We start from the raw sequence: 17,756 nt of genomic DNA on the forward strand, positions 1-17,756 counted from the left end.
AAAACATCTACCCTCGGTTTTCTGATGATTGCTGCGGTGGTGCTTTGCGCGAGCGTCGCCGCGGTATCGGGCGCATACCGCCTGGATGCACAACAGGTTGTGAATCTTATTACAGGTACTGATGACGTCCCGATGCAGGACAAAATCGTCTTCTGGCAAATCCGCCTGCCGCGCATTCTGGCCGCATTGCTGCTTGGCGCGGCGCTGGCAAGCGCAGGAACCACCTATCAGGGTATGTTCCGCAACCCGCTAGTCTCGCCGGATATCCTCGGCGTGGCGGCGGGTGCCGGTTTAGGTGCCTGTACGGCAATACTTTTCGGATTACCGATCCTTTTCATTCAGCTGTATGCGTTCACCGGCGGTTTATTCGTGGTCGCCGGTGTCTGGTTGATTACCCGGCGAGTTAAGCGTCACGACCCGGTGTTAACGCTGGTGCTGGTCGGGATTGCGCTGGGCACGGTATGCGGCGCGGGAATTTCACTCATCAAAACGCTGGCCGACCCGTATACCCAACTTCCCTCCATCACTTTCTGGCTGCTCGGCGGTTTATCAACGATTACGCTGCACGATCTGTGGTTCTCGGCACCGCTGATCTTGGCAGGACTGGTCCCGCTATTGCTGCTGCGCTGGCGCATGAACCTGCTCACCCTTTCGGATGATGAAGCACGATCGCTTGGCATCAACGTCGCCCGACTACGTCTGGGACTGATCGTCTGCGCAACGTTAATCACCGCCTGCACCGTCGCCATCGCGGGCATCATCGGCTGGATTGGGCTGGTTGTGCCACATATCGGCCGACTCCTCAGTGGCAATAACCACCAGCAACTACTGCCGGTTTCCATGGGAGTCGGCGCCATTTTGCTGCTGCTCACCGATACCCTCGCCCGTACGCTGAGCAGCACGGAAATTCCGCTGGGGATCCTGACTGCATTTATTGGCGCACCGTTCTTTTTGCTGCTTTTGCTGCGGGGAAATCGACCATGACGCTATTAATCGTGCGCCGGGCGTCGCTGGGATACCACAGTCAACAGCCCGTGCTACGCGATGTCTCCTTTCAGGTTCCGCCCGGCTCCGTTTGTTGTCTGCTTGGTGCCAACGGTAGCGGAAAAACCACCCTGATGCGCACCATTCTCGGCGTTCTTTCGCCGCTTCACGGTGACATTCTTCTTGATGGCATCGCCATAAATCATCTCAACGATCGGCAACGCGCCGCCGCTATCGCCTGGGTTCCTCAGGCGCATGACGGCGCATTTGCCTTCACTGCGCTGGACATGGTGATGATGGGGCTGGCCCCGCAACTGGCGGCATTTGCGGTTCCCGGGGCTAAAGAACACGAAATTGCTCATCAACAACTGGCGATGCTGGGGATCTCTCACCTGGCGCCCCGGCGCTGGAACACTCTGAGCGGCGGAGAGCGCCAACTGGTATTGATTGCCCGCGCTCTGGCGCAACGTCCGCGCCTTTTGTTGCTGGATGAACCCGCTTCCAGCCTGGATTTTGGGCATCAGATCCGTCTGCTCGACACGCTGGTGACGCTGAAAAATTCGGGTATGGCCCTGCTGATGTCGACGCATCATCCGTTGCACGCCCGGGCAATCGCCGACAGCGTGGTACGCGTTGAACCGAACGGTGAGGTTTCGCAGGGGCTTCCTGAACACCAGCTCGCCACCGATCGCCTGGCTGCGCTGTATCACGTTACACCGTCACAAATTGCCCACCACCTCTTTGGCTCTCACAATTAAGGAATAAGAATGCTCATTGACGACATTGATTTTGCCGATCTTTACCGTAAACAGTTACAACTGGCGAACAGAACCGAGAAAAAGCCGGAGCACTGGGATAAACGTGCGGAAAAAATGGCAGAGAATTGCGCCTCATTAACCGACAGCTATTTGCTACAGCTATTGGGGAAAATCGACCTGCAAGGAGCGGAGTCGCTATTTGATATGGGCTGCGGTCCCGGTACGGTCTCGCTGGCGCTGGCTAAAAAGATACCAATAATTTACGGCGTAGATTACAGCCAGGGAATGCTTGGCGTTGCTACCCGCCGCGCTGTGCAAATGAACGCCCGTCACGTACAGTGGGTGCAGCGGGCCTGGGAAGAACACTGGGATGATTTACCCCAGTGCGATATCGCCGTCGCCTCGCGCTCTACGCTGGTTGCCGATATGCGCCAGGCGATGACCAAACTGAATAATCAGGCCCGGCTGCGGGTTTACACCACCCATCTCGTCAGTTCATCTTTCGTTTCCCCCACCATTCAACGTGCGCTGGGCCGCGAGGTGATTGAACTTCCCAACTATATCTATGCGCTTAATGTCCTGTATCAGATGGGGATCCACGCGCACGTTGATTTTATCCGCGGCCCCAACTGTCAGCAGGACAACAGTACCTGGACGCGCTTTCTGGAAAACGTGCGCTGGAGTATGGGCGAACTAAGCGCCGACGAGGTCGAACGTCTGGAAACCTGGTATCAGCAGCAGGATCCACGCGCGATTGCCCCCGCCAGCCGTGACTGGGCGCTTATCTGGTGGGACAGTGTGCCGCGGGAGGCGCTGCGATGATCTACTTTTCGCAGGCGCAAACCGACGCGCTGCTGCTGGAAGATATTCAGGGCGGCGATCTGACTACCCGCGCGTTGGGAATTGGCGCACAGCCCGGCGTTATGGAGTTTTACCATCGCCATGGCGGGTGCGTTAGTGGCACCGCCGTTGCCAGACAAATGCTGACGTCATTGGGCATAACCGTCAGCGATATTATGGCCGATGGCGAACGAGCGAGCGCGGGACAGAGAATAATTTGTGCGCACGGAAATGCGGCGGCGCTACACCAGGGCTGGAAAGCGGTACAAAACGTTCTGGAGTGGAGCTGCGGAGTTTCGGGCTATCTTGAGAGCATGTTGAGCCAACTGCGCCAACGCTATCCTGATGGGCAGATTGCCTGCACCCGCAAAGCCATTCCCGGCACGCGTTCGTTGGCGACTCAGGCAATACTCGCTGCCGGGGGCATTATTCATCGCGGAGGATGCGCCGAAACGGTGCTGCTGTTCGCTAATCACCGCCGTTTTCTTACCAACCCAAACGACTGGACAAACGCGGTTGCGCGCTTACGCAGCCATGCGCCAGAAAAAAAGATCGTCGTCGAAGCGGATACGCCAGATGAAGCATTAGCCGCGCTACGCGCCGCGCCCGATGTTCTGCAACTCGACAAATTCACCCCTGAGCAGGCGACAGACATTGCCCGCCTGGCACCTTCACTGGCCCCTCATTGCACGCTGGCGCTGACTGGCGGCATTACCCTCGCCTCGCTGGCGAGTTATCTCGACTGTGGCATCAGGCTCTTTATCACTTCCGCACCTTATTACGCTCCACCTGCGGATATCAAAGTTAGCCTGAGCCCGGACGCACGTGGCATATAACATTAAAAAATGGACTAACAATAATGAATTTCAACAAAAGTTGTCTTTACACAGCCCTGTCGTTTGCTTTCGCGCACAGTGCTTTTGCTGGGCAAGAAAGCGAAACCATGACCGTCTGGTCAAGCCCGGCCTCCGCGGCAACCACTACGGTTCTCGGTCAGGAAACGATGCAGCAACTGGATAAGCAAAACGTGGCGCAGGCGCTAAGCGTCGTCCCCGGCGTGGTGCTGCAAAAGTCGGGCAACCGCAATGAGCAGCAGGTGAAAGTACGCGGTTTTGACAGCCGTCAGGTTCCCGTCTTTTTTGACGGTGTGCCGGTGTACATCCCCTATGACGGCAACCTCGATTTAGGCCGTTTTCTGACATCCGATATCGCTTCAGTTGAAGTATCCAAAGGCTACTCATCTCTGCTACAAGGGCCTAACCAGATGGGCGGTGCCATTAATATCACCACCAAAAAGCCCACCAAACCAATTGAAGGCAGCATCGGTTATCGCCAGGGCTGGAGTCGTAGCAAAGACAACGCTCACGATATGCACGCTTCATTTGGCGCCAGTAACGATCTGGGTTACATTCAGCTCAGCGGCAGCCAGTTGAAGCAGGATTTCCTTGGCTTACCGCACGGCGTGGACAATCCGGTTGCGGGTAGTCACGGCAAGATTGCCAACTCGTCCGCCGATGATAAACGCGGCATCGTGAAGCTGGGCTTTACCCCTCGCGGCGATGATGAATATGTCCTGACCTATATTAATCAGGACGGTGAAAAAGATAACCCACCATATGCCGGAACCAGCAGTCAGAAATCACGCTACTGGCAATGGCCACAGTACGATAAAGAGAGCTATTACTATCAGGGCACCACCCATCTGGGCGATCGTTTCACTCTGAAAAGCCGTCTGTATCGCGATACCTTTGAAAATACGTTGATGATGTACAACTCGCTTGCCGATCTGAAAAACAAAAAAGGCAACTACAGTCATTATTCAGACTATAGCGATGGAGCTGGCCTGCAGCTCGCTGCGGATATGCGTGAAAACGACCTGCTCTCTTTCGCCGTAAACTGGAAGGATGATGTTCACCGCGAGAAAGGCGCACCGAATGCGGCTTACGACCGTTACGAAGACCGCACCTGGTCTGTTGCCAGTGAATATCAGTGGGCGGCGGCGGATAATGTCGATGTAGTGGCGGGAATAAGCTATGACTGGCGCGACAGTCTGGAAGGCATGAAGCACGAAAAAAATGGTAGCGTCACCCACTATGATGACAACAATCAGTCGGCCTTCAACTGGCAGATGATGACCAAATATCACTTCGAAAATGCAGACACATTAGCGCTGTCCTATTCTGACAGAACGCGTTTCCCTACGTTGAAAGAACGCTACACGACCTCAAAACCGGCCTATAACCAGGTGGCGCTGGTCAATCCTCAGCTTAAACCTGAACGCGCCCGCAGCGTGGATCTGACCTGGAATGGGTCACTTAGTCAGAACTGGGGATTCGAAGCCAGCGTGTATTACAACCGCATCAGCGACGCCATCCTTTCACACAATATTGATGCCGACACCATTCAGAATCAGAACAGCGGCCGGGTGGATTACACCGGTCTGGATGCAGGCGTTAAAGGTAAAGTCTTTGATATACTGGATGTCGGTCTGAGCTACGGCCTTATTCACGCAGACGTCAAACGCAGCGACATCGGCAAGATTACCGACCTGCCAACGCAAACCCTGACTGCCTGGATGACGCTGAAGCCATGGGATCCGCTCAGTATTACGCTGTCAGAAGAGGCCCGTTCGTCGAGCTATAGCAATAGCGACGGCTCACAGAAAGCCGCTGGTTTCGCCATTACCCATTTACGCGCTGACTACGCCATCGGTCACGGATTCAGCGTTAACGCGTCGGTCAATAACCTGTTCGATACGCAGTACGTTTATAGTGAAGGATTTATTGAAGAAGGCCGTAATTACTGGGCGGGGATTGAGTATCAGTTCTGACTTAGCAATACAGAGAAACGGCCCCCGCGGGGGCCGTTCGATTAATCTCGCCGCACCAGTCGGAAGACACCCAGCACAACAATCGCGCCGACCACGGCCACCAGGAAGCTGTGGAGATTAAACCCGCTGACATCGCCGCCGATACCAAACATCGTTGCCAGCCATCCACCGACCACAGCACCGACAACACCGAGAATACAGGTCAGGATAAATCCACCGCCATCGCGCCCCGGCATAATCAGTTTGGCGATAACCCCCGCAATCAGACCAAAAATAATCCAGGCAATAATTCCCATTTTCAGGCCCTCTTTCCAGTGAACGCACGCGCAAGACATTCTTGCGCCAGCCTTTAAAGTATAGGCAAACCATCGCTATATGCTGTTTTCACGCAGACTTAATTCATTGGCGTTGGTAAAAAATTTCATCCATTTGTATTAAGTTCCGTTGATTGATGCCGATAATCCAACGACAAACCAGGCATCCGGGAGTCATTAGGTGTGAGTAACTACAATGAGCAGTTCCTGAAGCAAAATCCGTTAGCGGTGTTAGGTGTACTTCGGGACTTAAAATCGCAGCAGGTTCCACTGCGTATCTCCTGGTCGGGCGGCCAGTTCATCAGCAAAGTTCTGGCCGTCAGCCCGGACGAGCTGGTCATGGATTTTGGTAGTCAGGAATATGAAAACCAGGCCGTACAGCGGGCCAGTCAGATCTCGATTATCGCCGAAACGCAGGGAGCTAAAGTAGAATTCACCCTGCCACAGTTAAAAAAAGGTGAGTATCAGCAACTGCCAGCGTTTATTTCATCCTTGCCGCCTTCCCTGTGGTTTGTTCAGCGTCGGGAATATTTTCGCATCGGCGCTCCGCTGCATCCTCCCTATCTCTGCACGGCAAAAATGCCGGACAACAGCACGCTGTGCTTTCGCTTATTCGATTTGTCGCTTGGCGGTATGGGCGGGCTGTTAGAAACGGCAAAACCAGAAGGACTGGTAGAAGGTATACGCTTCGCGCAGGTTGAACTGAACATGGAACAATGGGGGGTGTATCACGTTGACGCCCAGCTTATTTCCATTAGCGAACGCAAAGTTATCGACAGTAAAAACGAAACCATTACCACTCCCCGCCTGAGCTTTCGTTTTCTCAACGTCGGCCCGGCGGTGGAGCGGAACTTACAGCGGATTATTTTTTCCCTTGAGCGCGAGGCCCGGGAAAAGTCGAACAAAGTGCGCGATTAACATCACCTGAATTACATTACATCCAGCGCTTGCTGAAGCTTCCAGATATAGCGCGGAGCCTGCGGCGCCGGATGATTGTCCGCAACATGTTCAATAAATTCATCCGGGCTGAGATCGTTGATCTTATTGATGGCTTTCTTCCTGTCGGAAGAGAACGTTCGCAGCAATGCTCCCGCTCCGTTAGCGTACGATACTACCAGCGCATACTGCATCACCTGTGGATCCTCAATCCCTGCCAGCGGCCCGGTCTCCAGAATGCTCAGGTATGCGGCCCCCATGGAGATATTGCGTTCGGGGTTTTTCAACTCGCTGGTCGACGGCTCTCCGCTCCATCCCATGCGACGATAAACATCGCGGCCTGAAGTCGAGGCTTTTAACTGCATCAGACCAATCGCATTAGACTTACTGACCGCATTCGGATTACCGCCTGATTCAATGGCAATAATAGCGGTAATCAATTGTGGACTGACACCCCAGGCCGCACCGGCTTTTTCACTGATCGGCATCCATTGCATTGCGCGTTTAACCGGAACTTCAGCATTCCACGGCGGGTTTTTGTAATCATGTTTTGAACTACAGCCCGCAAGTAATACAACCAAAAAAGCAAACCATCTCAATTTCACGTCATCTATCCTTATAGCCGGAACCTGTCGCTGAGGTGACAACGACATACCTACGCGGCATGATATACATTTGGTTTTAGTTGTAGCAAGGAAATGCCATGTCCCGGTTTCACTTAATTGCCCCATCGGGCTACTGTATCAATCAACAGGCTGCCTTACGTGGGCTTGCACGTCTTACTGAGGCCGGTCATCAGGTCGACAATTCAGCGGTCATTGCGCGCCGCTGCCAGCGTTTTGCGGGTACAGAGGCAGAAAGGCTTGCTGATGTGAACTCGCTCGTTAATCTGAAAACCCCCGATACCATTGTGATGGCGGTACGTGGCGGCTATGGCGCGAGCCGTTTACTGGAAGATATTGACTGGCAAGGGCTGGCAGCCCGCCAGCAACAAGATCCGCTGCTGCTGTGCGGACACAGCGATTTTACGGCGATCCAGTGTGGTCTGCTGGCTCAAGGGAATGTGATTAGCTTCAGCGGCCCGATGCTGGCGGCCAACTTCGGTGCCGAGGAGATGAACGCATTCACCGAGCACCATTTCTGGCAAGCATTGCGTAATGCCCAATTCACCCTCGAATGGCAGGGTGACGGTCCGCAGTGCGCGACTGAAGGTACACTGTGGGGCGGAAATCTGGCGATGATCATTTCGCTGATGGGTACACCGTGGATGCCGGCCATCAAAAACGGCATTTTGGTGCTGGAAGACATTAACGAGCATCCATTCCGTGTCGAGCGCATGCTGCTGCAGCTGTACCACGCGGGAATACTGGCCCAGCAAAACGCCATTATCCTCGGCAGTTTTAGCGGCAGCGCGCCGAATGATTACGACGCTGGTTACAATCTTGATTCAGTTTGTGATTTTCTGCGCACCAGACTGTCCGTTCCGTTGATCGGCGGCCTCGATTTTGGCCATGAACAACGCACCGTCACCCTGCCGTTGGGAGCCAGAGCGGTGCTGAAAAACGATAAAAACAGCACTCAGCTAACCTTAAGTGGGCATCCGGTACTAAAATCGTAAAAAAAGCAGCTAATGGGGCTAAGTAAAACGCTGTTTCTGTCGTTATTATGGTAGGGTTTATTAATACGAAACAGCGTAATTCAGGAGTAACCGAACGTTGGATGCCGCAGCAATTATTAGCCTTTTTATTTTGGGTTCCGTTCTCGTCACCTGCAGTATCTTACTTAGTTCATTCTCATCACGTCTCGGTATCCCAATTCTGGTGATATTTCTCGCTATCGGTATGTTAGCGGGTGTGGATGGTATTGGCGGCATACCTTTCGATAACTATCCTTTCGCCTACATGGTGAGTAACCTGGCACTGGCGGTTATCCTACTCGACGGTGGCATGCGCACTCAGGCCAGCTCTTTTCGCGTTGCGTTAGGCCCGGCGCTATCGTTGGCGACGGTCGGTGTGCTGATTACTTCCGGACTCACTGGCATGATGGCCGCGTGGCTGTTTCATCTGGATCTTATCGAAGGACTCCTGATTGGTGCGATTGTTGGTTCAACTGACGCCGCGGCGGTCTTTTCCCTGCTTGGCGGTAAGGGGCTTAACGAACGCGTTGGCTCTACGCTGGAAATTGAATCCGGTAGTAATGACCCGATGGCCGTGTTTTTGACCATCACACTCATCGCCATGATCCAAAATCACGAGACCGGTTTAAGCTGGATGTTCGCGGTGCACATTATCCAGCAGTTTGGCTTAGGAATCGCTATCGGTCTTGGCGGTGGATATATGCTCCAGCAGATGATTAACCGCATTTCTCTGCCTGCCGGACTGTATCCACTCTTGGCGTTAAGCGGTGGGATCCTGATTTTTGCCCTGACCACTGCGCTGGAAGGCAGCGGTATTCTGGCGGTTTATCTGTGTGGTTTCCTGCTGGGGAATCGCCCCATCCGCAACCGATTTGGTATCCTGCAAAACTTCGACGGTCTGGCCTGGCTGGCACAAATCGCCATGTTCCTGGTGCTTGGACTGCTGGTTACGCCGTCCGACCTGCTGCCTATCGCAATCCCTGCGCTGATTTTGTCTGCGTGGATGATATTCATTGCCCGCCCGCTTTCGGTCTTCGCCGGACTGCTGCCGTTTCGTGGCTTTAATCTGCGCGAGCGTATTTTCATCAGTTGGGTGGGTTTGCGCGGCGCGGTGCCGATCATCCTCGCCGTCTTCCCAATGATGGCGGGCCTGGAGAACGCGCGCCTGTTCTTTAACGTCGCCTTCTTCGTGGTACTGATCTCGTTGCTGTTTCAGGGAACGTCACTTTCATGGGCCGCGAAAAAAGCCAAGGTGGTGGTCCCTCCTGTCGGCTGGCCCGTTTCGCGCATTGGTCTCGATATTCACCCAGATAACCCGTGGGAGCAGTTTGTTTATCAGCTCAGCGCAGATAAGTGGTGTGTGGGTGCCGCGCTGCGCGACCTGCATATGCCGGAAGAAACGCGAATAGCCGCCCTGTTTCGTGACAACGTGCTGTTTCACCCCTCCGGCAGCACGCGTCTGCGCGAAGGCGACGTATTGTGTGTTATTGGTCGCGAGCGCGATCTCCCCGCTCTCGGCAAGCTATTCAGTCAGTCACCACCGGTGTCGTTAGACCAGCGCTTCTTCGGTGATTTTATTCTTGAAGCCAGCGCGAAATATGCCGATGTGGCGCTGATTTATGGTCTGGATGATGGCACAGAGTATCGTGATAAGCAGCAAACGCTGGGTGAAATTGTCCAGCATCTGCTTGGTGCCGCGCCGGTCGTCGGTGACCAGGTGGAATTCGCTGGCATGATCTGGACGGTGGCCGAGAAGGAAGATAATGCAGTGCTGAAGGTCGGTGTTCGCGTTGCTGAAGACGAGGATGAGTAAAGCGGATGATGTTTGCCGGGTAGCGGCAGCGCCTTACCCGGCCTGTAAAATGCACTGAATCTACAGGCCCGATCAGCGCAGCGCCATCAGGCAACCCCATAAATGTTACACCGTCACAACCGGTACGCGCAGCGCCAAAGAACACATCAACTCGTAGCCCACCGTTCCTGCTGAGGTAGCTACATCGTCAATTTTAATCTCTTTGCCCCACAGCTCTACCGGTGTCCCGATCCCTGCCTGCGGGCACGGTGTCAGATCTACCGCCAGCATATCCATTGAGACTGTCCCCACCGTCCCGGTACGTACACCGTCCACCAGCACAGGCGTTCCGCTTGGCGCATGGCGCGGATAACCGTCTGCATAGCCGGTCGCCACTATTCCAATGCGCTGCTCGCCGCTGGCGGTGTAACGGCCACCGTAACCCACCCGATCGCCAGCTTTCAGCGTTTGTATGCCGATTATCTCGCTGCTCAGAGTCATCACTGGCTTCAGGCCGGTGTTGGCGATGTCCCGCCATTGTCCCGAAGGCGACGCGCCATACAAAATAATGCCCGGACGAACCCAGTCATAATGCGCTTCAGGGTGCCACAGCGTGGCGGCCGAATTCGACAGTGACCGTCTGCACTCCAGTCCTTCTGTTGCCAGCGCAATACGCGCCATTGCTTCCTGGATACCTTCCGGGTGCTCTGCATCTGCAAAATGCGACATCAGCGTCATTTCGCCGACGTTGGGCATCGCCCGCAGCTGTTGCCAGACCGTTGGAACTCTTTCCGGTAAAAACCCAAGCCGGTTCATACCGCTGTTCACCTTCAGGTAAACATCGAGCGGTGCTTTGAGGCGGGCATTCTGCAATGCTTTTAGCTGCCAGTTACTGTGTACACAGGTGGTCAGTCGATAATTGTCATATACCGTCAGGTCTTCAGCGTGGAAAAAACCCTCCAGCATGAGTATCGGGCCTTTCCATCCGCGCTCGCGCAGGGTTATCGCCTCTTCAAGATTGAGCATGGCAAAACCATCGGTTGTGCCCAGCGCATTCCAGACGCGTTCAATGCCGTGTCCATATGCATTGGCTTTCACCACCGACCAGACGCGAGCGTCCGGCGCTGCCTGGCGGGTAATGGTCAGATTTTGTTTCAACGCCTGCAGGTCAATGCTGGCCAGTATCGGGCGGGTCATCTCACGTCCTTATCAGTTATGTGCGCCATGTAAATGTCGTGGACGAGAGGGGGTAAACCCCGGACTGTAACGCGCCACGCTCAGATCGTCATAAGGTATGGCTGGCGTACGGCCAGAAAGGATATCGCTCAGCAACTGACCGGAACCGCAGGCCATGGTCCAGCCCAGCGTGCCGTGGCCGGTATTGAGCAGCAGATTCTTAAAGCGGGTGCGCCCCACCACCGGCGTACCGTCCGGCGTCATCGGACGCAGTCCAGTCCAGAAGGTTGCCTGCTCCACATGACCGCCGCGCGGGAAGAGATCGCGTACGACCATTTCCAGCGTTTCACGACGAGGTTGTAGCAGCTCTGTATTAAAACCGACAATCTCCGCCATGCCGCCAACCCGAATACGATTGTCAAAGCGGGTAATAGCGATTTTGTAAGTTTCATCAAGGATAGTAGAAACCGGCGCACCGTCGTCTTGCGCTACCGGAATAGTCAACGAATAGCCTTTGAGCGGATAGACCGGGATATCAACGATCCCTTTCAGCATCGCCGTGGAATACGAACCAAACGCCATCACATAGGCATCGGCTTTGATAATCTCTTCGCCGCACTGGACGCCATAAATCTGCTCACCATCGCTCAGCAGCTTATCGACCGGGGTGTTAAAGCGAAACTTAACGCCCGCCTGCTCCGCCATCTGCGCCAGACGCTGGGTAAACAACTGGCAGTCGCCGGTTTCATCATTCGGTAAACGCAGACCGCCGGTCAGTTTGTGCGCTACTTCTGCCAGTGCCGGTTCGACTTCCGCCAGACGATTTGCTTCCAGGAGCTGATATGGCACGCCAGCGTCTTCGAGCACGGCGATGTCGCGAGTGGCGTTCTCATACTGTTGAGCGGTACGGAACAGTTGCAGGGTTCCGCCCTGACGTCCTTCATACTCAATACCGGTAGAGGCGCGCAGCGCTTTCAGACAATCACGGCTGTATTCCGCCAGTCGCACCATGCGTCCTTTATTTTCCATGTAGTGGCTGGTGTCGCAGTTGCGCAGCATCTGCCACATCCATTTCAACTGGAACTGGGTTCCGTCAAGACGAACGGCCAGCGGAGCGTGGCGCTGAAACATCCATTTGATTGCTTTAAGCGGTACGCCTGGTGCCGCCCATGGTGCCGCATAACCTGGAGATATTTGCCCCGCGTTCGCCGCACTGGTTTCCAGTGCCGGACCGGGCTCACGATCAATGACGGTGACATCGTGTCCAGCCTGACTTAAGTACCAGGCGCTGGTCACGCCAACGACACCACTTCCCAGTATGACAACTCGCATAGCCACTCCGTTAACAGTAAAAGAACAATCTTCTAATTACATCTTGATAACTCAGTTGAAAATATTATTCAACATATGGCTTTTTTATGGTGACTTATCTCACATATAGCGGTGATGGCGGGGAACTCTCTGCTTTGGCATCTCCTGCTGTGCGTTATTTTTATCCAGCATAAAATTTTGCGGCAATGCCGTTTTTCAACGCCTCGCTAACGAGAAATCGCAAAGAAAAAATTTCTGCCGCAGCACGTTTTTTAACACCATGATCTATGCTTGAAATGAGGTACTCCAGACAGAGAGTGCCGCCAACAATGAGGGTGCGCGAATGGCTACGATTGATTCCATGAACAAGGACAGCACACGGTTAAGCGATGGACCCGACTGGACGTTTGATCTGCTGGATGTCTATCTGGCAGAGATAGACCGCGTGGCGAAACTCTACAGACTGGATACCTACCCGCACCAAATCGAGGTGATCACCTCCGAACAGATGATGGACGCTTACTCCAGCGTCGGGATGCCGATCAACTATCCTCACTGGTCGTTTGGTAAAAAGTTTATTGAAACCGAGCGCTTGTATAAGCATGGTCAGCAGGGACTGGCCTATGAGATTGTTATCAACTCCAATCCGTGTATCGCGTATCTGATGGAGGAGAACACCATCACCATGCAGGCGCTGGTGATGGCGCATGCCTGCTACGGACACAACTCCTTCTTCAAAAACAACTACCTGTTTCGTAGCTGGACGGATGCCAGTTCCATCGTCGATTACCTAATCTTCGCACGAAACTATATAACCCAGTGTGAAGAACGCTACGGGGTGGATGAAGTCGAAAAGCTCCTCGACTCCTGCCATGCGCTGATGAACTACGGCGTTGACCGTTACAAACGCCCGCAAAAAATCTCCCTACAGGAAGAGAAAGCCCGGCAGAAAAGTCGTGAAGAGTATCTGCAAAGTCAGGTCAATATGTTGTGGCGCACGCTGCCGAAGAAAGAGGAAGAGAAAACCATTTCCGAAGCGCGGCGATATCCTTCCGAGCCACAGGAAAACCTGCTGTATTTCATGGAGAAGAACGCCCCGCTGCTGGAGTCCTGGCAACGCGAAGTGCTGCGCATTGTACGCAAGGTCAGCCAGTATTTTTATCCGCAGAAACAGACGCAGGTGATGAACGAGGGCTGGGCCACTTTCTGGCATTACACCATCCTGAACCACCTTTATGATGAAGGTAAAGTCACCGAACGGTTTATGCTGGAGTTTCTGCATAGCCATACCAATGTGGTATTTCAGCCACCCTACAACAGCCCGTGGTATAGCGGGATAAACCCTTATGCCCTGGGGTTTGCCATGTTCCAGGATATCAAACGTATTTGTCAGTCGCCGACCGAGGAGGACAAATACTGGTTCCCGGATATAGCGGGTTCCGACTGGCTGGAAACCCTGCATTTCGCGATGCGCGATTTCAAAGATGAGAGTTTTATCAGCCAGTTCCTGTCACCGAAGGTAATGCGCGATTTCCGCCTGTTCACCGTGCTGGATGACGATCGTCACAACTATCTGGAGATTTCTGCGATTCATAACGAGGAAGGATATCGTGAGATCCGCAACAGGTTGTCGTCGCAATACAACCTGAGCAACCTGGAGCCGAATATTCAAATCTGGAATGTCGATTTGCGTGGCGACCGTTCGCTCACCTTGCGCTATATTCCGCATAACCGCGCACCGTTGGATAAAGGACGCAAAGAAGTGCTCAAGCATGTACACCGGCTTTGGGGTTTTGATGTGATGCTGGAGCAGCAGAATGAAGATGGCAGCGTGGAGCTGTTGGAGCGTTGTCCGCCAAGGATGAACGGTCTGTAAATCTTATTGCCGGAGGCGGTGTAAACACCTTATCCGGCCTACGAAGTGCATGCATTCCAGGCCGGATAAGACGCTTTGGCGTCGCCATCCGGCTTTGAGCGATTAACGGCCCTGAATCGCCAAATCGCCCGGCAGATTCTTCTGCATACGATGCCAAATCTCGCCACTGTCGTGACCGTAGCGGCGCACCGTTTCATACACCTGCTCATGAGCACCCTGCTCGCAGAGTTCTGACAGCTTGTGGTAGAAGCTCAGCGCCAGCGCGCGCGCTTCCGGGTTGGCAAAATAATGGCGGCCAATGCGGGTATATAATCCTTTCATACCGTTGAGGATCAAACCGTAAATCGGATTGCCGGAGGCAAATGCCAGACCGCGGAAAATGTTATAGTCCAGATCGGCAAATGCGTCAGCGTGGTCAGCCACCTGATTTGCCGTCGCCAGAACCTCCTGTGCTTTATCAGGATGCTGGCGAAACGCAGTACGAACAAAGATCGTCGAAATATTGGTACGCACAGACAGCAGATTATCAATCAGCTGCGGGACACTCTCGTGATCGAGGCGCGCCAGCGTTTCAAGAATATTCAGCCCGGAGGTTTCCCAGAAGTTATTCACCTTCGTCGGTTTGCCGTGTTGAATGGTCAACCAGCCATCTCGCGCCAGACGCTGCAATACTTCGCGTAGCGTGGTACGTGTCACCCCAATAAGTTCGGAGAGTTCACGTTCAGCGGGCAAAATAGTGCCAGGTGGGAAGCGGTTATTCCAGATACTTTCAATGATGTACTCTTCCGCGAACCCAGCCGGGCTTTGCGCCTTAATGACCATAGTAAAAATTCCATTACACAGCAAAACATAGTTACACACATCATACCAGATGGGTATCTTAGCTGATAGCTGACGCAATGAAGAAAAAGTGGATCAAGGCTTCATTTTCCAAATAACGCTACAGTACAGCCAACCTTGCCAGTCTTGTGAATAGCTTGCCTGTACTCCCTCCTCCCGCTAAGCTTTGCGGTCAAACATAAAATATGATTTCATTTTTAAAGGTAGGGAAATCACCATGGAGCTATCATGGGGCCGCGCGATGTGGCGCAATTTTTTAGGTCAATCACCAGACTGGTACAAACTTGCACTGCTTGTCTTCTTAGTCGTTAACCCGATTATTTTTTTCATCAACCCTTTTATCGCCGGCTGGTTGCTGGTGGCCGAGTTCATTTTCACGCTGGCGATGGCGTTAAAATGCTACCCACTGCTGCCTGGCGGGCTGTTGGCTATCGAAGCTGTCATTATTGGTATGACCAGCGCCACACATGTTCGTGAAGAGGTTGCCGCAAACCTTGAGGTGTTATTGCTGCTGATGTTTATGGTGGCAGGCATCTACTTTATGAAGCAGTTGCTACTGTTTATTTTCACGCGTCTGCTACTCACTATTCGCTCCAAAACGCTGCTGTCGCTGGCATTTTGTGTTGCGGCCGCTTTCCTCTCGGCGTTCCTTGATGCGCTGACCGTCGTGGCCGTGGTAATCAGCGTTGCGGTCGGTTTTTATGGCATCTACCATCGCGTTGCCTCTTCCCGCGCGGAAGACAACAACATGCTCGATGACAGCCATATCGATCAGCACAATAAGGTCGTTCTTGAGCAGTTCCGTGGTTTTCTGCGTAGCCTGATGATGCACGCGGGTGTCGGTACGGCGTTAGGCGGCGTGATGACCATGGTGGGCGAGCCACAAAACCTGATTATCGCCAAAGCGGCTGGCTGGCATTTTGGCGACTTCTTCCTGCGCATGTCGCCGGTTACCGTCCCGGTACTGATTTGCGGCCTGTTAACCTGTGTACTGGTCGAGAAATTGCGCTGGTTTGGCTATGGCGAAACGCTGCCGGAGACCGTCCGTGATGTCCTGCAACAGTTTGACGATCAGAGCCGCCAGCAACGTACCCGCCAGGACAAAATCAAACTGATTGTCCAGGCTATTATTGGCGTCTGGCTGGTAGTTGCGTTGGCCCTGCATCTGGCAGAAGTCGGATTGATCGGTTTGTCGGTCATCATTCTGGCAACCTCCTTGACGGGAGTCACCGACGAACATGCGATAGGTAAAGCCTTTACCGAGTCGCTGCCCTTCACCGCCCTGCTGACCGTGTTCTTCTCTGTTGTTGCGGTGATTATCGATCAACAGCTCTTTTCGCCGATCATTCAGTTTGTATTGCAATCCTCCGAACATGCCCAACTGACGCTGTTCTACCTCTTCAATGGCCTGCTGTCTTCTATTTCTGATAACGTATTTGTCGGCACCATTTACATTAACGAGGCCAAAGCCGCGCTGGAACAGGGGACCATCAGCCTCAATCAGTATGAGCTGTTAGCGGTGGCGATCAATACCGGGACCAACCTGCCTTCGGTGGCAACTCCGAACGGCCAGGCTGCATTCCTGTTCCTGCTGACCTCTGCACTGGCGCCGTTAATTCGCCTCTCGTATGGTCGCATGGTGTGGATGGCTCTGCCTTATACTCTCGTCCTGACGCTCGTCGGTCTGCTTTGCGTCGAGTTCACGCTTGTCCCGGTGACCGAGTGGATGACCCAAACGGGCTGGTTAGCTACACTTTCATAACAATTAACCGGGCAAATCACTGCCCGGTTTGACTTTTTGCATGATAATTATCCGATTACGCAAATTTTCAATTCCCGCTAGTGGCGCATAAAGTGAATTGGTTTAAACTGCGGTCTCTACGCATGTTGCAGGGAAATGATTATGTTGCGATTTTTAAACCAGTGCTCCCGAGGCCGTGGGGCATGGTTATTGTTGGCGTTAACCGCCTTTGCGCTGGAGCTCGTTGCGCTGTGGTTCCAGCACGTCATGCTGCTAAAACCTTGCGTGTTGTGTATTTACGAACGTAGCGCATTATTTGGCGTGATGGGTGCAGGGCTGGTGGGTGCTATTGCACCAAAAACACCGCTGCGCTATGTGGCGATGATAATCTGGATTTACAGTCCCTGGCGCGGACTTCAGTTAGCATATGAGCACACCATGATTCAGCTGCACCCGTCCCCGTTTATGACCTGTGATTTTGCCGCACGCTTCCCAAGCTGGCTGCCACTGGACAAATGGCTGCCGCAGGTGTTTTTAGCGTCCGGTGACTGTGCTGAGCGCCAGTGGTCTTTTTTAACCCTGGAAATGCCGCAGTGGCTGTTGGGGATCTTCGCCGCCTACCTGGTAGTCGCCGTGCTGGTGGTGATAGCACAGCCGTTCAAACCGAAAAAACGTGACCTCTTCGGTCGCTAACAGAGACGCTCCTTCGGGAGCGTTTTTTT

At 53.6% G+C, this 17,756-nt stretch carries 16 protein-coding genes; 11 read left to right on the forward strand and 5 right to left on the reverse strand.

The window, feature by feature from the left end; translation table 11 throughout:
- Positions 1-24 precede the first annotated feature (24 nt).
- The 5 genes from SK34_RS01530 to SK34_RS01550 are packed head-to-tail and all read left to right on the forward strand — an operon-like array spanning position 25 to position 5,412.
- A complete protein-coding gene (locus SK34_RS01530; protein ID WP_369726993.1) occupies positions 25-984 on the forward strand; it encodes a FecCD family ABC transporter permease in 960 nt (319 codons plus the stop codon).
- The gene (locus SK34_RS01535) at positions 981-1,742 is read left to right on the forward strand and encodes an ABC transporter ATP-binding protein (protein ID WP_048232176.1); all 762 of its coding nucleotides are present in this window, start codon (positions 981-983) and stop codon (positions 1,740-1,742) included. Before SK34_RS01530 ends, SK34_RS01535 begins: the two co-directional genes overlap by 4 nt.
- A gap of 9 nt (positions 1,743-1,751) precedes the next feature.
- A complete protein-coding gene (locus SK34_RS01540; protein WP_048232177.1) occupies positions 1,752-2,564 on the forward strand; it encodes a class I SAM-dependent methyltransferase in 813 nt (270 codons plus the stop codon).
- Positions 2,561-3,418 (forward strand): ModD protein, encoded by an 858-nt coding sequence (gene modD, locus SK34_RS01545; RefSeq protein WP_048232179.1) that lies wholly within the window; start codon positions 2,561-2,563, stop codon positions 3,416-3,418. The genes SK34_RS01540 and modD overlap by 4 nt, the downstream gene beginning before the upstream one ends.
- Before the next feature lie 23 nt (positions 3,419-3,441).
- Positions 3,442-5,412 carry a TonB-dependent receptor plug domain-containing protein gene (locus SK34_RS01550; protein WP_044700230.1) on the forward strand — a complete coding sequence of 657 codons (1,971 nt, stop codon included), beginning with the start codon at positions 3,442-3,444 and terminating at the stop codon, positions 5,410-5,412.
- A 41-nt stretch (positions 5,413-5,453) separates the two neighbouring features.
- Here SK34_RS01550 and SK34_RS01555 read toward each other — a convergent pair whose 3' ends face one another.
- Positions 5,454-5,708 (reverse strand): GlsB/YeaQ/YmgE family stress response membrane protein, encoded by a 255-nt coding sequence (locus tag SK34_RS01555; RefSeq protein ID WP_003020908.1) that lies wholly within the window; start codon positions 5,706-5,708, stop codon positions 5,454-5,456.
- Between the two features lie 201 nt (positions 5,709-5,909).
- Between SK34_RS01555 and ycgR the strand changes: the two genes are divergently transcribed.
- Positions 5,910-6,644 (forward strand): flagellar brake protein YcgR, encoded by a 735-nt coding sequence (gene ycgR, locus SK34_RS01560; RefSeq protein WP_048232181.1) that lies wholly within the window; start codon positions 5,910-5,912, stop codon positions 6,642-6,644.
- Between the two features lie 11 nt (positions 6,645-6,655).
- On the opposite strand, the gene emtA is transcribed toward ycgR, so the two are convergent.
- Positions 6,656-7,267, reverse strand: coding sequence for a membrane-bound lytic murein transglycosylase EmtA (gene emtA, locus SK34_RS01565; protein WP_003020914.1), 612 nt, complete (start codon positions 7,265-7,267; stop codon positions 6,656-6,658).
- Between the two features lie 98 nt (positions 7,268-7,365).
- Between emtA and ldcA the strand changes: the two genes are divergently transcribed.
- Both ldcA and SK34_RS01575 read left to right on the forward strand, forming a co-directional pair.
- Complete coding sequence (gene ldcA, locus SK34_RS01570; protein ID WP_048232184.1) at positions 7,366-8,280, forward strand: muramoyltetrapeptide carboxypeptidase; 915 nt, start codon at positions 7,366-7,368, stop codon at positions 8,278-8,280.
- Between the two features lie 97 nt (positions 8,281-8,377).
- Entirely contained in the window at positions 8,378-10,111 is a 1,734-nt protein-coding gene (locus SK34_RS01575; RefSeq protein ID WP_003844057.1) for a potassium/proton antiporter, read from the forward strand.
- Positions 10,112-10,216: 105 nt separating this feature from the next.
- Here the strand turns inward: SK34_RS01575 and dadX are convergent, their stop codons facing one another.
- Positions 10,217-11,287 (reverse strand): catabolic alanine racemase DadX, encoded by a 1,071-nt coding sequence (dadX, locus tag SK34_RS01580; protein ID WP_003020922.1) that lies wholly within the window; start codon positions 11,285-11,287, stop codon positions 10,217-10,219.
- A gap of 12 nt (positions 11,288-11,299) precedes the next feature.
- On the reverse strand, positions 11,300-12,598 hold the full coding sequence (locus SK34_RS01585) for a D-amino acid dehydrogenase (protein WP_003841565.1): 1,299 nt from the start codon (positions 12,596-12,598) through the stop codon (positions 11,300-11,302).
- Positions 12,599-12,920: 322 nt separating this feature from the next.
- Between SK34_RS01585 and SK34_RS01590 the strand changes: the two genes are divergently transcribed.
- A complete protein-coding gene (locus SK34_RS01590) occupies positions 12,921-14,453 on the forward strand; it encodes a SpoVR family protein (RefSeq protein ID WP_044711046.1) in 1,533 nt (510 codons plus the stop codon).
- Positions 14,454-14,555: 102 nt separating this feature from the next.
- On the opposite strand, the gene fadR is transcribed toward SK34_RS01590, so the two are convergent.
- A complete protein-coding gene (fadR, locus tag SK34_RS01595; protein ID WP_003020931.1) occupies positions 14,556-15,275 on the reverse strand; it encodes a fatty acid metabolism transcriptional regulator FadR in 720 nt (239 codons plus the stop codon).
- Between the two features lie 235 nt (positions 15,276-15,510).
- Here fadR and nhaB point away from each other — a divergent pair, with 235 nt between their 5' ends.
- Positions 15,511-17,055, forward strand: coding sequence for a Na(+)/H(+) antiporter NhaB (nhaB, locus tag SK34_RS01600; protein WP_003020934.1), 1,545 nt, complete (start codon positions 15,511-15,513; stop codon positions 17,053-17,055).
- 141 nt (positions 17,056-17,196) lie between these two features.
- Complete coding sequence (dsbB, locus tag SK34_RS01605; RefSeq protein ID WP_048232186.1) at positions 17,197-17,727, forward strand: disulfide bond formation protein DsbB; 531 nt, start codon at positions 17,197-17,199, stop codon at positions 17,725-17,727.
- The last annotated feature ends 29 nt before the right edge of the window (positions 17,728-17,756 follow it).

It is taken from the genome of Citrobacter sp. MGH104, from assembly GCF_001034485.1.
GTDB classification, from domain to species: domain Bacteria; phylum Pseudomonadota; class Gammaproteobacteria; order Enterobacterales; family Enterobacteriaceae; genus Citrobacter; species Citrobacter freundii.